The sequence below is a fragment of the Tardiphaga sp. GW822-FHT04G09 genome (assembly GCF_058800725.1).
On record NZ_JBXAMO010000028.1, the window covers coordinates 1 to 18187 of the forward strand.

Genomic DNA, 18187 nt, shown 5'->3' on the forward strand with positions numbered 1-18187 from the left:
TGCCTGCGCTTCACAGCGCTGGCAACGATGGTGTTAACCTTTGTTCAAAACGTGTACCGCCGAAGTCTTTCGTCCGGCCTCGCCGACAAAGCCGAAGCTCCGTCAAACAAGACCCGCAAGGACTCCGCCGTCCACGTTTCTCTTTCTTCAATTTAACTTGTCAAACAGCCCGACGCCGAAACGTCACTCTCCACCAAGGGAGAAATTCTTGTCGCACAATCACCCGACAACAGACCAGCAGCCGACACCTATCGGCTACTGAAGCACTCTTCGCGGTGATGAGCTTCCGAGACACAGACAACCGCCCGGGCCGGTGGGCCCCGGCGCCGCCGCGCTCAGTGGCCGGGTTATAGGCCCCCTCACCCGAAACTGTCAACGCCCTTCGTCAGAAAATCGTCACGTGCTGTGGAAGAGGCGCTGCGGGGCAAAAAGCGTAGGTTTTTCAGGGGTGACGCCGTACAAGAGCCACATTCCTCCGACGTTCTGAGCATGCCTTGAGCAAAGATTCTGCGTCGCCCCTGAAACTTTTTGGGGTCGGTCGGACGGGATCTGGGCTCGCTGGCCTCCCCGGAGGGATGAGCTGCGTCATCGCACCGCGCTTCCGGGCCGAGAAGAGAGCGAAAGAGTTTGCGGCATTGACGTTCGTCCATTCGGCCAGCATTTTGGCGCGCACTGTTCGACCGTCGATGCGATGTGCCTGGGGAAGACTCTTCGCATGATGCTGGGAATTCGGGGGATGTCGGCTTGAATCACGGACTGTCACGCGGCGGCGCCTATAATCGTGAGACCGGGATGATCGATCTCGGCCACGAGCCGCCGCTATCCGTTGACGGCTCCGAAGCTGCGGTGATCGATCGCCGTCGCGTCTCGGTACAATGGTTCAGCGGTACTATCCTCACAGGTCTCTGCGGCGCGGCCCTGATCGGCGGCGCCGTTTTTGCTTCGCTCGACGGCGAGATGACCTTTGCCAAAGTACCCGAACGTGTCGAAGGCGCGCTGCGCGGCGCCTTTAGTGCCACCGACAAACAAGCCAGCCTGCATAAGGCCGACCGTCTGCCGCCGCCGAGCGAAGCTTCCGCCGCGCGTCAGGTGCTCAAAGTCTCTACCGTGACCCGCGTCGGCAATCGCGACGTGATGCGCGTGCGGCCCTTCATCCGCATCTCCGGCAATCTGGTGATGGCGACCAGCGATCTCAGCGCCAAGATCCCGCCCTTCAATGCACAGCGCCTGCTGACCGATGTCGGCAGCCCCACTCCGAACAGCGACGACGCCGCGGTCAATCCGAATGCCGTAGAGCCCGATGCCGAAGTCTCCTTCGTCACCCGCGATCTCGGTCAGGTGCTGCCTAAAGCCAAGATCGGCGCCAGCGTTGCCATCGATGAAGTGTTGATGCGCGTGCGCGACGCCTCCCACTGGCGCGGCAATACCGGCGTTCGGTACACGACAGTCGCCAGCGCTAGCGGCGATCTCGGCGGACAGCCCGACATGAAGATGGCCTATGCCGCCGAAGGCACCACGGCCGATCCCTATGCCGGCTTCGAAACCCGTATCGTACCGGAAAACGTCACCCTGCTGGCCAAGACCAAGGATCAGGCGACCGGTGGCAACCCGAATGGCGAGCGTATCCATATCGTCAAGAAGGGCGACACCATCCTGACGATCCTGCGCGACCAGGGCGCGATGCCCGAGGAAGCCAAGGCCATCGCCACGACGCTGGGCGCCCGCGGCCGCGACGGCGGACTGAAGGAAGGCCAGAAAGTTCGAATTCTGATGTCGCCGGCCGGACCCGGCCAGCGTTTGCAGCCCTACCGCGTGATCGTCGCCAACGATTCCACCATCGAGGCGGTCGCCGCCCTCTCGGATCTCGGCAAATACGTCGCTGTCGATGTCTCCAGCATGAACACCGTCGCCGAAGCGCCAAGCGCGTCGGAGGACGACGAGGAGGATGACGGCACCGGCGTGCGGCTCTATCAGAGCATTTACGAGACGGCGCTGCGCAACAAGGTCCCGACTACGGTCATCGAGGACATGATCCGGATCTACTCCTACGACGTGGATTTCCAGCGCAAAGTACAGCCCGGCGACTCGTTCGATGTGTTCTTTGCCGGCGAAGACGAAGGCGCCGTCATCACCGAAAAGACCGAAGTGTTGTTCGCTTCGCTCACGGTGGGCGGCGAAACCAAGAAATATTATCGCTTCCAGACCGCGGACGACTCGGTCGTCGACTACTACGACGAGACCGGCAAGAGCGCGAAGAAGTTCCTGGTCCGCAAACCCGTCAATAACGCCATCATGCGTTCGGGCTTCGGCGGACGCCGCCACCCGATCCTCGGCTACACCAAGATGCACACCGGCGTGGACTGGTCGACGCCCTACGGCACCCCGATTTTCGCATCCGGCAACGGCGTGATCGAAAAGGCCGCCTGGGAAGGCGGCTACGGCAAATATATCCGCATCAAGCACAACAACGGCTACGAAACCGCCTACGGTCATATGTCGGCCTTCGCCAAGGGCATGGAGCCCGGCAAGCGCGTGCGGCAGGGCCAGGTCATCGGCTTCGTCGGTTCGACCGGCATGTCCACCGGCGCTCACGTTCACTACGAAATCCTGGTCAACGGCCGCTTCGTCGATCCGATGCGCGTGAAGCTGCCGCGCGGCCGCTCGCTCGAAGGTCCGATGATGGCCGGCTTCGAGAAGGAACGTGACCGGATCGACGGTCAGATGACCATGCGTGGCCCGGGTGCCCGCGTGTCAGATGCCGGCGTGACCGGCGCGGTACCACCAGCACGGCCCATAACCAGCCGCTAAATCCGTACCTTTCGCCTGGTTCTGCGCATCAGACCGATGCCGCGCGGGCATGCCTGACGCCGGCCGAGGCCGGCAGCAGGGACGCTGAGGTCTGGCGATCAATCCGCGGCGAGCTCTGCAGACCCGATCAGGTGAACGCCGGGCGCGCCTGTCACGGCGGCCTCAATCAGTGCATCGGCAATCTTGTCGGCGGGGCTGATCCGATAGCTGCGCGGCAGGACCGGACCGAAGATACCGAGCACCGCTGCCGCGATGCGTTCGCCCAGCCGGAATTCATCGCGGTCACCGCCGATCAGGCCCGGCCGCACAATCGTCAAAGACGGAAAGCCCGTCGCCTTCAGCGCTTCCTCCACTTCGCCTTTGGTACGCGGATAAAGCAGCTTTGAGCGTGCATCTGCGCCGAGTGAGGAGTTCAGTGCGAAACGGCCAGCGCCGTGCTCGTGCGCCAGCCGGGCGATTTCGAGCGGGTAATCATAATCCACGACGCGAAACGCCTGATCCGAGCCGGCCTTGGCACGCGTCGTGCCGAGCGCACAGATGACACCATCGACGTCCCACCAGTCGGCCTCGGCTGGTAACCGGTCGAAATCGACCAGTGGGTTGTCGAGCTTCGCATGCGCCTCGAGCGGCCGACGCGTCGGCGCAACGACGCGCGTGATCCGACTGTCGGCAAGCGCCTTGATGATGACATGCCGGCCGACGAGACCAGTGGCACCGGCGACGAGAATGCGGGTCATAAATGGCTCCCGAGAATATAAAAGCGGCCTGAACCGAAAGATTCAGGCCGCTCATTCAGGTTACGTCAAACCGCTCAGTTCAGATGCCGCTTCGACACCGGCGCCTCGAATTCGGCGATCTCCGCGGTCCGCGCCGCCTTGCCGTTGAAGGTCAGGACGTTGCCGGCGGCGCTTATGTCGACATGGTCGCCGTCCTTGACGTCGCCGGCGAGGATCATCTCGGCCAGCGGATCCTGGACGTTGCGCTGGATCACCCGCTTAAGGGGACGGGCGCCATAGGCGGGATCCCATCCCTTGTCGGCGAGCCAGTCGCGGGCCTCGTCCTCCAGCACCAGCGTGATCTTGCGATCTTCCAGCAGCTTGGCGAGCCGCGCGAACTGGATCTGGACGATCCGACCCATCTCGCTCTTCTGCAAGCGGTGGAACAGGATGATCTCATCGACGCGATTCAGGAATTCCGGCCGGAAATGCGCGCGGACATTGCCCATCACCAGATCGCGAACTGCAGACGTATCCTCGCCCTCGGGCTGGTTGACCAGGAATTCCGAGCCGAGATTCGACGTCATGATGATCAGCGTGTTGCGGAAATCGACAGTGCGGCCCTGACCATCGGTCAGGCGGCCATCGTCGAGCACCTGCAGCAGCACGTTGAACACGTCCGGATGCGCCTTCTCGATCTCGTCGAACAGCACGACCTGGTAGGGCCGACGCCTGACAGCTTCGGTCAGCGCACCGCCCTCGTCATAGCCGACATAGCCCGGAGGCGCGCCGATCAGACGGGAGACCGAGTGCTTCTCCATATATTCCGACATGTCGAGGCGAACCATCGCGGTGTCATCGTCGAACAGATACGAGGCCAGCGCCTTGGTCAGCTCGGTCTTGCCGACACCGGTGGGGCCGAGGAACATGAACGAACCCATCGGCCGGTTCGGATCCTGCAAGCCCGCGCGTGAACGACGCACGGCCGTTGCTACCGCACGCACCGCTTCGGCCTGGCCGACGACGCGTTCGCCGAGGCTCAGCTCCATCCGCAGCAACTTGTCCTTCTCGCCTTCCAGCATCTTGTCGACGGGAACGCCGGTCCAGCGCGAGACCACCTGCGCGATGTGGTTGGCGGTGACCGCCTCTTCCATCATCTCGCCGGCATTCTCGTTGGCTTCGATATCGGCCAGCCGCTTTTCAAGCTCCGGAATCCGGCCATAGGCCAGTTCGCCGGCGCGTTGATATTCGCCGCGGCGCTGTGCATCGGCGAGTTCAAGGCGCAAGCCATCGAGCTCGCTCTTGAGCTTCTGCGCATTCGACAGCTTGTTCTTCTCGGCCGACCAGCGCTGGGTCAGCGCCGCCGATTTCTCCTCGAGCTCGGCGAGTTCCTTCTTAAGCGTTTCGAGCCTGCTCTTCGAGCCGGCATCGGTTTCCTTGCCAAGCGCCTCCTGCTCGATCTTGAGCCGGACGATCTCGCGGTCCATCGAGTCAAGTTCTTCGGGCTTGGAATCGACCTGCATCTTCAGGCGCGCCGAAGCCTCGTCCATCAGGTCGATGGCCTTGTCCGGCAGGAAGCGGTCTGTGATGTAGCGGTTCGACAGCGTCACGGCAGCCACAAGCGCGGAGTCCGTGATGCGGACGCCGTGATGCTGTTCGTATTTGTCCTTCAAGCCGCGCAGGATCGACACAGTGTCTTCCACCGTGGGCTCAGCCACGAAGATCGGCTGGAAACGCCGGGCCAGCGCCGCGTCCTTCTCCACATGCTTGCGATATTCGTCGAGCGTGGTGGCGCCGATGCAATGCAGCTCGCCGCGCGCCAACGCAGGCTTCAGGAGATTCGACGCGTCCATGGCGCCGTCGCCCTTGCCGGCGCCGATCAGCTGATGCATTTCGTCGATGAACAGGATGATGCCGCCCTCGGCCGAGGTCACCTCGCCCAGCACGGCCTTCAGCCGCTCCTCGAACTCGCCGCGATATTTCGCGCCGGCGATCAGAGCGCCGAGATCCAGCGAGAGAAGGCTCTTGTCCTTCAGGCTCTCCGGCACGTCGCCATTGAGGATGCGCAGCGCGAGGCCCTCGACGATGGCGGTTTTGCCAACGCCGGGTTCGCCGATCAGCACGGGATTGTTCTTGGTTCGCCGCGACAATACCTGAATCGTGCGGCGGATTTCCTCGTCGCGGCCGATCACCGGGTCGAGCTTGCCGTCCCGCGCGGCCTGGGTCAGGTCGCGGGCATATTTCTTCAGTGCGTCATAAGCGTTTTCGGCCGTGGCGGAATCCGCCGTGCGGCCCTTGCGCAGCGCATTGATCGCGGCATTGAGATTTTGCGGGGTGACTCCGCCCTTGCTGAGCAGACTGCCGGCCTCCGAATCCTTGTCGAGCGAAAGCGCGAGCAGCAGACGCTCCACGGTGACGAAACTGTCGCCGGCCTTGTCGGCCGCCTGTTCGGCTGCGTCGAACGCGCGGGCGGTCGCCGGCGCCAGATAGACCTGACCGGCCCCTGCGCCCGAGACCTTGGGTATCTTGCCCAGCTCGGTTTCCGTCGCCTTCAGGATGGCGCGGGAGTTGCCGCCGGCGCGGTCGATCAGGCCGCCGGCCAGACCCCCGCTGTCGTCCAGCAGTACTTTCAGGATATGCAGCGGCGAGAATTGCTGATGGCCCTCGCGCACGGCCAATGATTGCGCCGACTGGATAAAGCCGCGCACCCGTTCGGTGTATTTCTCAATATTCATTGTATGTTGTCCCTCGGCCTGCCCTGTCCGCCTCGAAAGCACAGATGGGGCATCTTCATTGGGTTTCCACGGGCCGCATTGATTGTCGTCAATCGGCCGCAGTCGTCGTTGGCGTCAAAACCAGCTTGATGGAAATGTGGGCAGTGGGTTCCCAAAACGGAAGGGGTCCGCATAAAATTCCAATCGGCCAGGCAATGGCGCCACGGGCCAAAATCTCTTAAGACCGGAACCATGCCCGAACAGCCTTGCGCCAGCGTTGCCAGCATCTACCGCTATCCCGTGAAGGGCCTGACGCCCGAACCATTGACGGAGGTGGCACTGACGCCCGGCCAGACCCTCCCGGCCGATCGGCGCTATGCCATCGAGAACGGCCCGATCGGATTTGACCCGGCGGCACCGCAATATTTTCCGAAGACCCAGTTTCTGATGCTGATGCGCAACGAGCGCCTCGCGGCGCTGCGCAGCCATTACGACGACGCCAGCCATACGCTGACGATCCGGCAGGACAATAGCGAGGCCGTACGAGCCGACCTGCGGACGGCCGAGGGACGCGCAGAGATCGAAGCGTTTTTTGCGGGAAACTTTGCTGGTGAGTTACGCGGGCCGCCCAAGGTGCTGTTCGCGGACGGGCACAGCTTTTCGGACGTGCCGCGCAAGGTCGTCTCGATCATCAACCTCGCCAGCGTGGCCGATCTCGAAAAGACCGTCGGGCAGCCGGTGCATCCGCTGCGCTTTCGCGGCAACCTGCATGTGACGGGTTGGCCGGCCTGGCACGAATTCGAACTGATCGACCGGACGCTGGCTATCGGCGGCACCCGGCTCAAGGTCGTGAAGCGGATCGTGAGATGCGCCGCGACCAATGTCGATCCGGACACGGCCGCGCGGGATCTGACGATTCCGAAAACGCTGCTGCAGACCTACGGTCATGCCGATTGCGGAATTTACGCCGAGGTCATCACCGGCGGCACGATCGCCGCAGGTGATGAGATTGTAGCGGAAGAGTAGAGGCCAAAAGCACGCTCATCTTTTTTCCGTCTCCCCTTGCGGGAGAAGGCGGCGCGGCCGGAGGTCGTGCCGGATGAGGGGTCATGCTGGGCGCGGGGCCTGTGGTACCCGGATCGAACCGCTTCGCGGCTCGATCCACCCTCTCCCACAAGGGGAGAGGGGGCGATGCAGAGATCAGCTCGTCGGCATCACGTAAGCGTAGATGCGGCCCTTCGAATAGACCGACTCCGCAACGCGGTTGCCATGATTGCCGGAGACGATGATCGGGTTGCCCTTGGCATCGACGCCCGAGACGACGCCGACATGACCGCCGCGACGACCGCGCGACATCACCGCGATGGCGCCGACCTGCGGACCGGAGACACGCTGGCCGTAGCTCGAGAACGAGCGCGCCATATCCGAACCGGTGCCCTGATGGCCGGTGCGCTTCAAGACGAGATTCATGAACGCTGCGCACCACAAGCGACCGCGCGCCGTCGGATTGCCGCGACCGATGAAGCTGCGCGCAGCGTCAACGATACCCGAACCGCCGAAGCCGCCGGATGGCTGGTTCATGCTTGCATTGGCGTTATTGAAATTCGCGGAATCGCCGAACGAAGGCGCCTGCTGCGTGGATTCGGCCCTGTGCCGCGCATAACGCGCGCGATGCCGGACGTGATGACGAGCACTGTGTGTGTATTTGCCGACGTGATGCGAGTGACGCGAGGCGCCGTGCTGGGGTCGTGCAGACGCAGGAGAGACTGACGCGAGAACTGCCGCCGAACACACCGCAAGAGCCGAGATGCGAAGTGCACGGCGATACGCAAAGAACTGAACCATACCAAATTTTTCCTCTTAACACCCCCGAACCCCATCGGCCCAAATACGCGGGCCAACAATCGGGACGGGCGTGGTAACGAAGTTGGTATGGCGATAACAAGACCTCTAACGGTGCAGATGACGTTTTTTTTAACGGCGACAACAGAGTGAATCGCCTCAACTTCAACGGTTGCAATACGTATAGACATGGCAGCCGCCCGCTCCGCGCAAGGCACGCCCCTATTACCTATTTAAATTAGCTTTTTATGCGCACCCCCAGCGTGCATCGCCTTGCGATACACGGCGAAAACATCGCGCAGAACGCGGTATTTCTGCTTCCATCCTGCAGAAATCCACACGCGATCACGACTGAGCGGATTTACCTGCGCGGCTCAGCAGGAAAACGCCCTGCTCCCCGAACATGTTCCAGAACCACCACGGCGCATTGAGACGTAACGGCCGGCCGTAGAGATCGAGCGCGACCGCGCGCTCCATCTTCACATTGATCTCGTCGCACAACACAACGAAATCCTTGATGGTACAGAAGTGAATGTTCGGCGTGTCGTACCACGTCGCCGGCAGATTCTCCGTACGTGGCATGCGACCGCCGACAAGCAGCTGCACGCGCATCTTCCAGAAGCCGAAATTCGGAAACGACACGATGGCGCTGCGGCCGATACGCAGCAGATTTTCCAGCACGACGCGCGGCTGCCGCGTCGCCTGCAGCGTCTGCGACAGGATCACGTAGTCGAATGCATCGTCGGGATAGTTGATCAAGTCCGTATCGGCGTCGCCTTGCACGACTGCGAGGCCTTTGCCGACACAGCGGTTGACGCCCTCGCGCGACAATTCGATGCCGCGGCCGTCGATACCGCGGCTCTCCAGCAGCTGCAGCAGATCGCCGTCGCCGCAGCCGACGTCCAGCACCTTCGAGCCCGGCTTGATCATCTCCGCGACCAGGAGGTGATCGCCGCGATAATCCTGCGTACCGCGCGGCGCCGGCGTCGCCACCGCAGAGTTCAGCGGCAAGGTCTGTTGTGGAAACGCCATCTCTATGCCCCCGTAACAGGCAGGCCGCGCACGGAGGCCGCGGAATTCAGGAATGCATCGGCGATATCGAGAAATTCCGGCACGTCGAGCAGGAAGGCATCGTGGCCCTTGTCGGTCTCGATCTCCGCAAAGGAAACGCGCACGCCACCGGCATTCAGCGCATGCACGACGTCGCGCGATTCCGCAGTGGGAAACAGCCAGTCTGATGTGAACGACATCAGGCAGAAGCGCGTCTGCGTATCGCGAAACGCCTCCGAAAGCTTGCCGTTGTGGTCAGCCGCGATATCGAAATAGTCCATCGCACGCGTCAGATAGAGATAGGAGTTCGCGTCGAAGCGCTCGACAAAGGACGAGCCTTGATAGCGCAGATAGCTTTCAACCTGAAAATCAGCGTCGAAGGAGAATGTCGGCAATTCCCTGTCCTGCATGCGCCGACCGAACTTGCGGTGCAAGGCGGCATCCGACAGATAAGTGATATGCGCAGCCATGCGCGCGACGCCAAGGCCTCGATGCGGATGCGTGCCTTCCTCGAAATAGCGCCCGCCGCGCCAGTCGGGATCGGCCATCACGGCCTGACGACCCAATTCATGGAACGCGATATTTTGCGCCGAATGCCGCGTGCTGCAGGCAACGGCCAGCGCCGAGAACACGCGCTCCGGATAGGCCGCGGTCCATTGCAGCGTCTGCATGCCGCCCATGGAGCCGCCGACGACGCAGAACAATTGCTCGATCCCGAGACGGTCGATCAGCATCGCCTGGGCGCGGACCATGTCGGGTATGGTGATGACCGGGAAATCCAGCCCCCAAATCTTTCCAGTCGCGGGATTGGTCGAGGCCGGGCCGGTCGAGCCCATGCAGCCGCCGAGTACATTCGAGCAGATGATGAAGTAGCGCTCGGTATCCAGCGCCTTGCCGGGACCAACCAGTGTCTGCCACCAGCCCGGCTTGCCGGTGACCGGGTGCGGATTGGCAACATGCTGATCGCCGGTCAAAGCGTGGCAGACCAGGATGGCATTGGATTTGTCGGCATTGAGGGTGCCGTAGGTCTGATAGGCAATCTGGAACGGGGCGAGGTCGATGCCGCAATCGAGCCGCAGCGGCTGATCCATACCAAAACCCGCGACCAGGGAGGTCGGATGATCTGCTTCATGTCCACGCTCATCGGGGCGGACAACCGGACTCTTCACCAGTTCGACATTTACCATCTTGATACCGGCCTCCTCAGGAGGTTCTCAAACCAAAACCGGAATCAGGCCATAAAAAAACCCGGCCTGAACAAATAGCTCGGCCGGGATCAAACTGTCCCCGGCCTGTTTAGCGAGTTGTTTAACGTGGCTGCAAGCCGGCCGGCTCAAATGACCACGGAAGAGCCCAGAAACTAGTCCCACACCCGCCTGCCGTCAATATGGGCATACCCCGGTCAAATTGCCCAACTGCCCTGCGGCCAAATCTTCCATGTTTTCTTTGCTTTCCGGCACCGTCTTACCTAATCAATGGCCGTGCCCGCCGGCTCCCCGGGAGCCGGCCAGGCAAGCTTGACGGGACCTATCACGCCTCCCGTCCCGAAGGTTTTGAACATGTCGAAATTACCACCCGCTCCGCCCTCGCTGGACGAACTGCGCAAAGAGATCGACAGCATCGACGCGCAGGTTCACGCCCTGTTGATGCAGCGCGGCGACATCATCGACCGGCTGATCTCGGTGAAGCAGACCCAGGAAGTCGGCTCCGCCTTCCGCCCGGCACGTGAGGCCGACATGATGCGCCGTCTGGTCCAGCGCCATCGCGGCATCCTGCCGATCGACACCGTCGAGAGCATCTGGCGGGTGATCATCTCGACTTTTACTTATGTCCAGGCGCCGTTCTCGGTGCATGCGGATCTGTCGCTCGGCGAGAGCGCGATGCGGGACTCCGCGCGCTTTCACTTCGGCTTCACCGTGCCTTACGTTGCGCATTTCAGCGCAGCGGCAGCGGTCGAGGCGGTCGCAAAGTCCAAGGGCGATCTCGCGCTGGTCTCGGCGACGTCCAGCCGCACGCCGTGGTGGATCCCGCTGGAAGCCCAGGGCGCGCCGAAGATCATCGCGCGCCTGCCCTTCATCGAACGCGCCGACCATCCGGCGGCGCTGCCCGTGTTTGTGGTGTCGCGCGTCGCTGACAGCGCCATGGTGACAGAGGTCGAGATGTGGAGCGTACGGGTGTCCGGCTGGAATGCCGAGACTGCGCGCGCGCTGTCGCCGCTGGCGGAAATCGTCGCCGTGCCGGATACTGCCTTTGACGGTGCAGCGCTGCTGATCTCGATCACCTCGGCCTCGAGCCTCGACAAGATCAAGTCGGCGCTGATCGAGGCCGGAGCCTCGGTGCGCTCCACGGCGCTCGTCGGCAGCCACGCAACCCGCTATACCGTGCCCGCCAGCGGCGCACCGCGCTCGTAAGCCAATCTGACGTTCCGGAGTTGAAGATGTCCCGTCCCGTGCCGAAGCCCGGCATTCTCGAAATCGCCCCCTACACCCCTGGCAAGAGCCCGGTGGCCGAGCCCGGCCGCAAGGTGTTCAAGCTGTCTGCCAACGAGACCCCGTTCGGTCCGTCGGCGCGCGCCAGGGAAGCTTTCGCGAGTGTTGCGACGCATCTCGAGGACTATCCGGAAGGCACATCGAAGGTGCTGCGCGAGGCCATCGGCCGCCGCTTCGGCCTTGATCCGGCCTGCATCATCTGCGGCGCCGGCTCCGATGAAATTCTCAATCTGATCGCCCACGTCTATCTCGGTCCCGGCGACGAGGCGATTTCGACGACCCACGGCTTTCTGGTCTATCCGATCGCCACGATGGGCAACGGCGCAACCAATGTGGTCGCGCCGGAAACCGATTTCACCTGCAATGTCGATGCGATCCTGAAATGCGTGACGCCGCGCACCAAGCTGGTGTGGCTGGCCAACCCGAATAACCCGACCGGCACCTATCTGCCGTCGTCGGAGATCAAGCGCCTGCGCGCCGGCCTGCCGGAAAACGTGCTGCTGGTGCTCGACGCCGCCTATTCGGATTACGTCACCAAGGATGACTACGACAGCGGCCTTGAACTGGCGAAGACCACCGAGAATACCGTGGTGTGTTTCACCTTCTCCAAGGTGCACGGCCTCGCCGCATTGCGGATCGGCTGGATGTTCGGCCCGGCGCACATTGTGGACGCGATGAACCGCGTGCGCGGTCCCTTCAACGTCTCGGCACCGGCGATGCTCGCCGCCGTCGCGGCGATCGAGGACACCGCACATGTCGAAATGTCGCGCGCCTTCACCGCGAAGTGGCGCGACACGCTGACGGAAGAGATCGGCAAACTCGGCATCAAGGTAACTCCGAGCGTGGCGAACTTCGTCCTGATGCATTTCCCGACCACGCCGGGCAAGACCGCGGCCGATGCCGATGCGTTCCTGACCAAGCGTGGCCTGGTGCTGCGGGCTGTCGTCAATTACGGCCTGCCCAACTCCCTGCGCATGACCATCGGCACCGAGGAAGCCAACAACCTCGTGATCGAGAACCTGCGCGAATTCATGGCGGCGAAATGACCACGACGCCGCCGTTCAAACGCATCGCGCTGATCGGGCTCGGCCTGATCGGCTCGTCGCTGGCGCGCGGCATCCAGCAGCTCGGCCTTGCCGGAGAACTGGTCGCCACCGACAATTCAGCGGCCGTGCGCCTGCGCGCTGCCGAGATCAAGCTCGCCGACCGCATCGCCGACGACAATGCAAGCGCGGTGAAGGATGCCGATCTGGTCATCGCCTGCGTTCCTGTCGGTGTGGCAGGTGACGTCGCCAAGAGCATCGCGGCGCATCTTGCGCCCGGTGCGATCGTCTCCGACGTGGGTTCGGTGAAAGCTTCCGTGCTGCATGCCATGGCGGAGTATCTGCCGGACAACGTGCACTTCATTCCCGCGCATCCTGTCGCCGGTACCGAAAATTCCGGGCCGGATTCCGGCTTCGCGGAACTGTTCATCAATCGCTGGTGCATTCTGACGCCGCCCGACGGCGCGGACTCCGCGGCGGTCGAGAAGCTCACCGGTTTCTGGGCTGCATTGGGCGCCAATGTCGAGATCATGCAGGCCGCGCATCACGATCTGGTGCTCGCAGTCACCAGCCATCTGCCGCATCTGATCGCTTATACAATCGTAGGCACGGCCGACGAGCTCGAAGACGTGACTCGTTCGGAAGTGCTGAAGTTCTCCGCGGGCGGTTTCCGCGATTTCACCCGTATCGCAGCATCAGACCCGACCATGTGGCGCGACGTGTTTCTCGCCAACAAGGACGCGGTGCTGGAAATGCTCGGCACCTTCCAGGAAGACCTGTCGAAGCTGACGCGCGCGATCCGCCGCGATGACGGCGATGCGCTGTTCGAACATTTCACCCGGACGCGTGCGATCCGCCGCGGCATCGTCAGTATTGGTCAGGATGAAGCGGCGCCGGACTTCGGGCGCAAGCATCAGGCGCTGACGAAGAAGAGCGAGAGCTAAAGCCCTCATGGTCGCAGGATGGGTTTCGCGAAGACGCTCGACCCATCCTATGATCTCTTGGGCCCGCCTCTAAAACAGCGGCGGAATCTGCGCCACGCGCAGCGGGCCGAAGAACACAGCACCATCGACAAACTTCAGCGGGAACGACCGCGCCGGCTTGCCTTCGAGCGTCGCCGGTGAACCGATCGAATTGACTCCGGCGGTGAGGCCTGCACCGGCATTCTTGCGCGCGAAATTGCCAAGGCCGGGAATCGCACGGTCCAGCGCGCCCAGGATATTATTGACGTCCTGCGACTTCACGCCCGGCGCCAGTCGATCGAGCGTCTCCTGCGGTACGCCAACTTCCAGCAGCTTGTCGATGCCAAGGGCCGCAACGGCCTTGTCGAGGCCGGCCACGGTCATCTGCAATTCGCCGTCAAGATTGCCTGCAGCGGTCAGCCCCAATGAGCCTGTTGCCAGTGAGATGATCTCGCCCTGCTGGACGCGCGACTGGACGATCTCGACACGTCCACCTGCAGCCTGAAGCTCGCGGAACCGCACCGGCCAGGGCTTGGACGAAATATCCTTGAGGCCGCTGAGCAATGCGCGGATATCGGCATCGAACGGGGCGGCAAGGATCGGATGAACATCGGCAATACTGCCGCTTCTGATCTGCAATGCCGTCTCGATCACCGGCTTGTCCGGCGTCGAACTCGCCGCCGTGCGGCCGTGCAATTCGACATGTTTGGCACGCGCGGTCGGCGCCTGCACCGAGCCCGCGAAGCGATCGAGCGACACATCGTCGAACACGATATCGGCGCTGTCAGGCGTTCCGGGCAGGCCGGTGATGCTGCTGCGCGCAGAGCCCCAGTTCATCACCATCGCCGGCTGGCCGCGGTCGGACAGGACGGCGGGCGCGGTGAATTCAGCGATCAGGAGCCGCGGCGTATAGATCTGCGCGACCACCAGGATTTCGCCGAGCTTCGCGGTAATCGGAATCTGCGTCGCATTCTGGGTGGCGGTCTGCGACGTCAGTGACACGCTGACACCACTGCAGCGGACTTCCAGCCGGAACGGGAAGCCGGAGACCGAGCGGTTGGCACAGTCATAGACGCGGCCAGCGGCAGCCTCGCGGGCACGCCAGATGTCGACGCTTTCGTCGACCTTGGACGCGGCATAGAACCAGAAGCCGCTCCACGCCGCCGCGAGGACGACGATGATGACGGGCAGGATGAAAATCGGCCAGAGACGGCGCTGGGTGGGCTGTGCATATTCGGACATGGCCGGACGTAGATCGCATGATTTTGTCAAATCGGCGATCCCTTTCATGAGGTTATCCGCTGTCGCAGGGCCACGTTGCAGGAAATCCGGATCGCCCGGGCCCAAGGTTTCTGCTAGGTCGGCACCATGACCGCGAAAATCACCGCCGAACCCGATTCCGACAGCGATCTCTGGGTGTTCGGCTATGGCTCGCTGATGTGGCGGCCGGGCTTCGAGTTCATCGAACAGGTCCCGGCCCGGCTGATCGGCGAACATCGGGCGCTCTGCGTCTATTCCTTCGACCACCGTGGCACGCCGGAAAAGCCCGGCCTGGTGCTTGGCCTGGACCGCGGCGGCGCCTGCCGTGGCATCGCCTTCCGCGTGGCCGCCAAGCTGCGCCATGACACGATCGCCTATCTGCGGGAGCGCGAGCAGACCACCCACGTCTATCGCGAGGTGATGCGCTCGGTCTGGCTCGACGACACGGCGCGGACCCGCGTCAGCGCGCTGGCCTATGTGGTGGATCGCGGCCATGTGCAGTATGCGGGGCGTCTGAGCCTCAGCGAGCAATTGCACTTCGTGCGGCAGGGCCACGGCCGCTCCGGATTGAACCGCGATTACGTGCTCTCGACCGTGAAAGCCATCGAGGCCGAAGGTTTTCGCGATGCCCAGCTGCATCAACTCGCGGCGATGCTGCATGAGTAGTTGACCACTGGCGCGTTCTCCCCCTTCTCCCCTTGCGGGAGAAGGGAAGGAAGCAGGCTCAGCTTTCCTTCACCGCCACATTCGGCACGCGTCCGAAGATCGTCGCCTGCTCAGCACGCGCTTCAGCAACGATCCGATCTGTGGCAGCCTCGATCGACGTGCTGATCGCCGCGATGAATTCCTTGCGTGGCATGCCGGGCGGCAGAGGATCGAGAAATTCCACCACCAGCGTGCCGGGATAACGCAGGAATGTGCGGCGCGGCCAGAACAGGCCGGAATTCAGCGCCACCGGCAGACACGGCGCGCCGGATTTGGCGTAGATCTGCGCGACACCGGGTTTGTAATCCGGGGGTGCCTCGACAGGCCGACGCGTGCCCTCGGGAAAGATAATGAGCTGACGGCCGCGCTGGATTTCTTCGGTGGCGCGCTTGGCCATATCGATGAGCGAACGCGCACCGCCATCGCGATCGACGCCGATCATCTTCGACTTCTTCAGATACCAGCCAAAGAACGGAATCTGCCCGAGCTCGCGCTTGTAGATGAACAGCGGCCGGTCGAAGAACGGCATCAGCGCGAAGGTTTCCCACATCGATTGATGTTTCGAGGCGACCACCAGCGGCCCTGCCGGGATTTTCTCGAGACCACGATAATCAACCTTCGTGTTGCAGACGACGCGCATCAGCCAGATGCTGCTGGTCGCCCACGCTTTCGCGATCGCCATGAAGGCGCGCGGCGGCATCACGAAGGTCGGGATCGCCACCAAGATCCAGAACACCAGCAGCACATAGAACAGCACGTTGTAGATCAACGAACGCACGAATATCGAAGTCATGGTGATCCGATCAGGTCAGTTGCAGCTCAATTCGCCGAAGCCGTCGCCGGCTTGCGCGGCGGCGCATCGCCCTGCTGGTCGCCAGCCGAATCCGGCATCAGGTCGATCCCGATATTCGCCAGCCGCACCCGCACTTCGGCCGCGAGATATTTGACATATTCCGATAGCAGCAACCGCAGCGTCGGGCCACTGGTCCACCACGGTTCGTCGCGCCATTTCTCGCCGATGACCGAGAACGGGATCAGCTCGATATCCGGCATCTCGTGCGACATTTCGACGATGGCGCGCGGCATGTGATAATTCGAGGTCACAACGATCAGCGACCTGAAGCCGCGCTCACGAGCCCAACGTTTGGTCTCCACCGCGTTGCTGCGGGTGTTGACGGCGGACCGATCGAGATCGACGCAGCAATCCAGCAGCCGCTGGCTGTCCGGCAGCGTGCGCGAGATATTGGCGGCGCCATTGGTCGGATGCACGCCTGAGATCAACAGCCGCTTGCCGAAACCACTGGCAAGCAATTCCAGCGCATCCGCGACCCGCGACGACCCGCCGGTCAAGACCACGATGCCATCGGCATTGGCCGACGGCTTCAACTCGCCGCTGCGGAGTTGCGCGAGAAACGCGACAAAGCCGATGGCGCCGACCATGAAGGAGAGCGCGAAGGTGACCACGATCGCCGCACGGATCACGCGCCGCCGCGGTGGCGCGGCAACGGGCATCTCCGTGGTGTCCTGGTCGTCGAGCAAGGTCATTGATGTCGCGTTCAGTCCTTTGACGACAATCTTAGGTATTTTCCGACGGTTTGGCGATGCCGGGGCCCGCCGTACGGCGCATTACTCAATATCGTTCAGCGTCGAGAACAATGTGCGACGCGATGCCCATGCGGTGATTCCCGCAATCAGGAGCGCCTGCCCCGCCACTGCGAGATATCCCGATGACCGCAGCGAGAACGTCCCCAGCAACGCGGCGAACTGGTCGCCCACCGGCGTGCCGGAAAACCAGCTCGCGATCGACTCGGAAAACCCGAACATCAGCATCGCGGCTCCACCGCCAATGATACCGCCCTGCAGCCCAAGCCGCAGAAAGTGGCGGAAGAAGCGGTTGGCAATATAGCGATCCCCGGCGCCGACGAAATGCAGCACCTCGACAATCGGCCGGTTCGCCGCCATCGCGCCGCGCGTCGCAAAGGACACGGAGATAATGGTCGCGATAATGACGAGTGCAAGGATGCCGAGCCCGGCCAGCACCGTTGCCGATGTCATCGAGCGCATCCGCTCGACCCAGGCGCGGTGATCGTCAACACTGGCCGAGGGCACGGCCTGCGTCACCCGCTTGCGCAGGCCGATGATGTCCAGCGCCGTCCCCGGCGCGACGCGCGCAATGATGACGCGTGGCACAGGCAGATCATCCAGCGACAATCCCGTGCCGAGCCACGGCTCCAGCAGCTGCGCCGATTGCTCCCTGCTATAGGGCTGCACCTCGACAATCCCCGGCTGGCCGCGAATGGCGTCGGTCACCGCCTGCGTATCGCGGTCGAGATCGCGGCCACCCTGCGGCTTCACCTGGATAGTGATTTCGCTGGCGACTTCCGATTGCCATTCCGACGCCGACGCGCTGATCAGCAATACCGCGCCCGTGGTGATGGAGGCGAGGAACGTCATGATGGCGACGACAGCAACCAGCGCGCGGCCGGCGATCGAACCGCGCGGCACGATCGGGGATGCATTGCGCGCCTTCGCCGGGACCTGCGGGCGATCGGTGCCGAGGTCCATCAGCGGGCCGTGTTCTTCGCCGATTCTACTCAT

General features: G+C 62.9%; 15 protein-coding genes and 1 riboswitch. Of the genes, 6 read left to right on the forward strand and 9 right to left on the reverse strand.

Annotation, left to right across the window (positions count from 1 at the left end; all coding sequences use genetic code 11):
* Window positions 1–744: 744 nt before the first annotated feature.
* Complete coding sequence (locus AC1RLZ_RS28510; RefSeq protein ID WP_493191392.1) at window positions 745–2808, forward strand: peptidoglycan DD-metalloendopeptidase family protein; 2064 nt, start codon at window positions 745–747, stop codon at window positions 2806–2808.
* A gap of 98 nt (window positions 2809–2906) precedes the next feature.
* On the opposite strand, the gene AC1RLZ_RS28515 is transcribed toward AC1RLZ_RS28510, so the two are convergent.
* The gene (locus AC1RLZ_RS28515) at window positions 2907–3545 is read right to left on the reverse strand and encodes an NAD(P)H-binding protein (RefSeq protein ID WP_493191393.1); all 639 of its coding nucleotides are present in this window, start codon (window positions 3543–3545) and stop codon (window positions 2907–2909) included.
* Between the two features lie 74 nt (window positions 3546–3619).
* Complete coding sequence (clpB, locus tag AC1RLZ_RS28520; RefSeq protein ID WP_493191394.1) at window positions 3620–6259, reverse strand: ATP-dependent chaperone ClpB; 2640 nt, start codon at window positions 6257–6259, stop codon at window positions 3620–3622.
* 231 nt (window positions 6260–6490) lie between these two features.
* Between clpB and AC1RLZ_RS28525 the strand changes: the two genes are divergently transcribed.
* Window positions 6491–7264, forward strand: a complete 774-nt coding sequence (locus tag AC1RLZ_RS28525; RefSeq protein ID WP_493191395.1) for an MOSC domain-containing protein — start codon at window positions 6491–6493, stop codon at window positions 7262–7264.
* Window positions 7265–7438: 174 nt separating this feature from the next.
* On the opposite strand, the gene AC1RLZ_RS28530 is transcribed toward AC1RLZ_RS28525, so the two are convergent.
* The 3 genes from AC1RLZ_RS28530 to metX form a co-directional block, all read right to left on the reverse strand.
* The gene (locus AC1RLZ_RS28530) at window positions 7439–8083 is read right to left on the reverse strand and encodes a TIGR02594 family protein (RefSeq protein WP_493191396.1); all 645 of its coding nucleotides are present in this window, start codon (window positions 8081–8083) and stop codon (window positions 7439–7441) included.
* Between the two features lie 342 nt (window positions 8084–8425).
* Window positions 8426–9112, reverse strand: coding sequence for a methionine biosynthesis protein MetW (metW, locus tag AC1RLZ_RS28535; protein ID WP_493191397.1), 687 nt, complete (start codon window positions 9110–9112; stop codon window positions 8426–8428).
* 2 nt (window positions 9113–9114) lie between these two features.
* Window positions 9115–10317: a homoserine O-acetyltransferase MetX gene (gene metX, locus AC1RLZ_RS28540; protein WP_493191398.1), complete on the reverse strand. Its 1203-nt coding sequence runs from the start codon at window positions 10315–10317 to the stop codon at window positions 9115–9117.
* Between the two features lie 88 nt (window positions 10318–10405).
* A riboswitch (SAM riboswitch) is annotated at window positions 10406–10485 on the reverse strand.
* A gap of 204 nt (window positions 10486–10689) precedes the next feature.
* Between metX and AC1RLZ_RS28545 the strand changes: the two genes are divergently transcribed.
* From AC1RLZ_RS28545 to AC1RLZ_RS28555, 3 genes are read left to right on the forward strand one after another with little or no spacing between them, the layout of a single operon-like run.
* Window positions 10690–11541 carry a chorismate mutase gene (locus AC1RLZ_RS28545; RefSeq protein ID WP_493191399.1) on the forward strand — a complete coding sequence of 284 codons (852 nt, stop codon included), beginning with the start codon at window positions 10690–10692 and terminating at the stop codon, window positions 11539–11541.
* Between the two features lie 26 nt (window positions 11542–11567).
* Window positions 11568–12665, forward strand: a complete 1098-nt coding sequence (gene hisC, locus AC1RLZ_RS28550; protein ID WP_493191400.1) for a histidinol-phosphate transaminase — start codon at window positions 11568–11570, stop codon at window positions 12663–12665.
* Window positions 12662–13606, forward strand: a complete 945-nt coding sequence (locus AC1RLZ_RS28555; RefSeq protein WP_493191401.1) for a prephenate/arogenate dehydrogenase family protein — start codon at window positions 12662–12664, stop codon at window positions 13604–13606. The genes hisC and AC1RLZ_RS28555 overlap by 4 nt, the downstream gene beginning before the upstream one ends.
* A gap of 69 nt (window positions 13607–13675) precedes the next feature.
* On the opposite strand, the gene AC1RLZ_RS28560 is transcribed toward AC1RLZ_RS28555, so the two are convergent.
* A complete protein-coding gene (locus AC1RLZ_RS28560; RefSeq protein ID WP_493191402.1) occupies window positions 13676–14866 on the reverse strand; it encodes a DUF2125 domain-containing protein in 1191 nt (396 codons plus the stop codon).
* A gap of 126 nt (window positions 14867–14992) precedes the next feature.
* On the opposite strand from AC1RLZ_RS28560, the gene AC1RLZ_RS28565 reads away from it, so the two are divergent.
* Window positions 14993–15550: a gamma-glutamylcyclotransferase gene (locus tag AC1RLZ_RS28565; protein ID WP_493191403.1), complete on the forward strand. Its 558-nt coding sequence runs from the start codon at window positions 14993–14995 to the stop codon at window positions 15548–15550.
* Window positions 15551–15608: 58 nt separating this feature from the next.
* On the opposite strand, the gene AC1RLZ_RS28570 is transcribed toward AC1RLZ_RS28565, so the two are convergent.
* The 3 genes from AC1RLZ_RS28570 to AC1RLZ_RS28580 form a co-directional block, all read right to left on the reverse strand.
* Entirely contained in the window at window positions 15609–16382 is a 774-nt protein-coding gene (locus AC1RLZ_RS28570; protein ID WP_493191404.1) for a lysophospholipid acyltransferase family protein, read from the reverse strand.
* 26 nt (window positions 16383–16408) lie between these two features.
* Window positions 16409–17134 (reverse strand): YdcF family protein, encoded by a 726-nt coding sequence (locus AC1RLZ_RS28575; protein ID WP_493191405.1) that lies wholly within the window; start codon window positions 17132–17134, stop codon window positions 16409–16411.
* Between the two features lie 81 nt (window positions 17135–17215).
* On the reverse strand, window positions 17216–18187 hold the full coding sequence (locus tag AC1RLZ_RS28580) for a cell division protein FtsX (protein ID WP_371423767.1): 972 nt from the start codon (window positions 18185–18187) through the stop codon (window positions 17216–17218).

Bases quoted from the DNA above. Each gene is read 5' to 3' on its own strand.
- AC1RLZ_RS28560 (WP_493191402.1), bottom strand. From the start codon at position 14,866: ATGTCCGAATATGCACAGCCCACCCAGCGCCGTCTCTGGCCGATTTTC.
- AC1RLZ_RS28530 (WP_493191396.1), bottom strand. From the start codon at position 8,083: ATGGTTCAGTTCTTTGCGTATCGCCGTGCACTTCGCATCTCGGCTCTT.
- AC1RLZ_RS28545 (WP_493191399.1), top strand. From the start codon at position 10,690: ATGTCGAAATTACCACCCGCTCCGCCCTCGCTGGACGAACTGCGCAAA.
- AC1RLZ_RS28580 (WP_371423767.1), bottom strand. From the start codon at position 18,187: ATGAGTAGAATCGGCGAAGAACACGGCCCGCTGATGGACCTCGGCACC.
- hisC (WP_493191400.1), top strand. From the start codon at position 11,568: ATGTCCCGTCCCGTGCCGAAGCCCGGCATTCTCGAAATCGCCCCCTAC.
- AC1RLZ_RS28525 (WP_493191395.1), top strand. From the start codon at position 6,491: ATGCCCGAACAGCCTTGCGCCAGCGTTGCCAGCATCTACCGCTATCCC.
- AC1RLZ_RS28515 (WP_493191393.1), bottom strand. From the start codon at position 3,545: ATGACCCGCATTCTCGTCGCCGGTGCCACTGGTCTCGTCGGCCGGCAT.
- AC1RLZ_RS28575 (WP_493191405.1), bottom strand. From the start codon at position 17,134: ATGACCTTGCTCGACGACCAGGACACCACGGAGATGCCCGTTGCCGCG.
- AC1RLZ_RS28555 (WP_493191401.1), top strand. From the start codon at position 12,662: ATGACCACGACGCCGCCGTTCAAACGCATCGCGCTGATCGGGCTCGGC.
- AC1RLZ_RS28570 (WP_493191404.1), bottom strand. From the start codon at position 16,382: ATGACTTCGATATTCGTGCGTTCGTTGATCTACAACGTGCTGTTCTAT.
- AC1RLZ_RS28565 (WP_493191403.1), top strand. From the start codon at position 14,993: ATGACCGCGAAAATCACCGCCGAACCCGATTCCGACAGCGATCTCTGG.
- metW (WP_493191397.1), bottom strand. From the start codon at position 9,112: ATGGCGTTTCCACAACAGACCTTGCCGCTGAACTCTGCGGTGGCGACG.
- clpB (WP_493191394.1), bottom strand. From the start codon at position 6,259: ATGAATATTGAGAAATACACCGAACGGGTGCGCGGCTTTATCCAGTCG.
- metX (WP_493191398.1), bottom strand. From the start codon at position 10,317: ATGGTAAATGTCGAACTGGTGAAGAGTCCGGTTGTCCGCCCCGATGAG.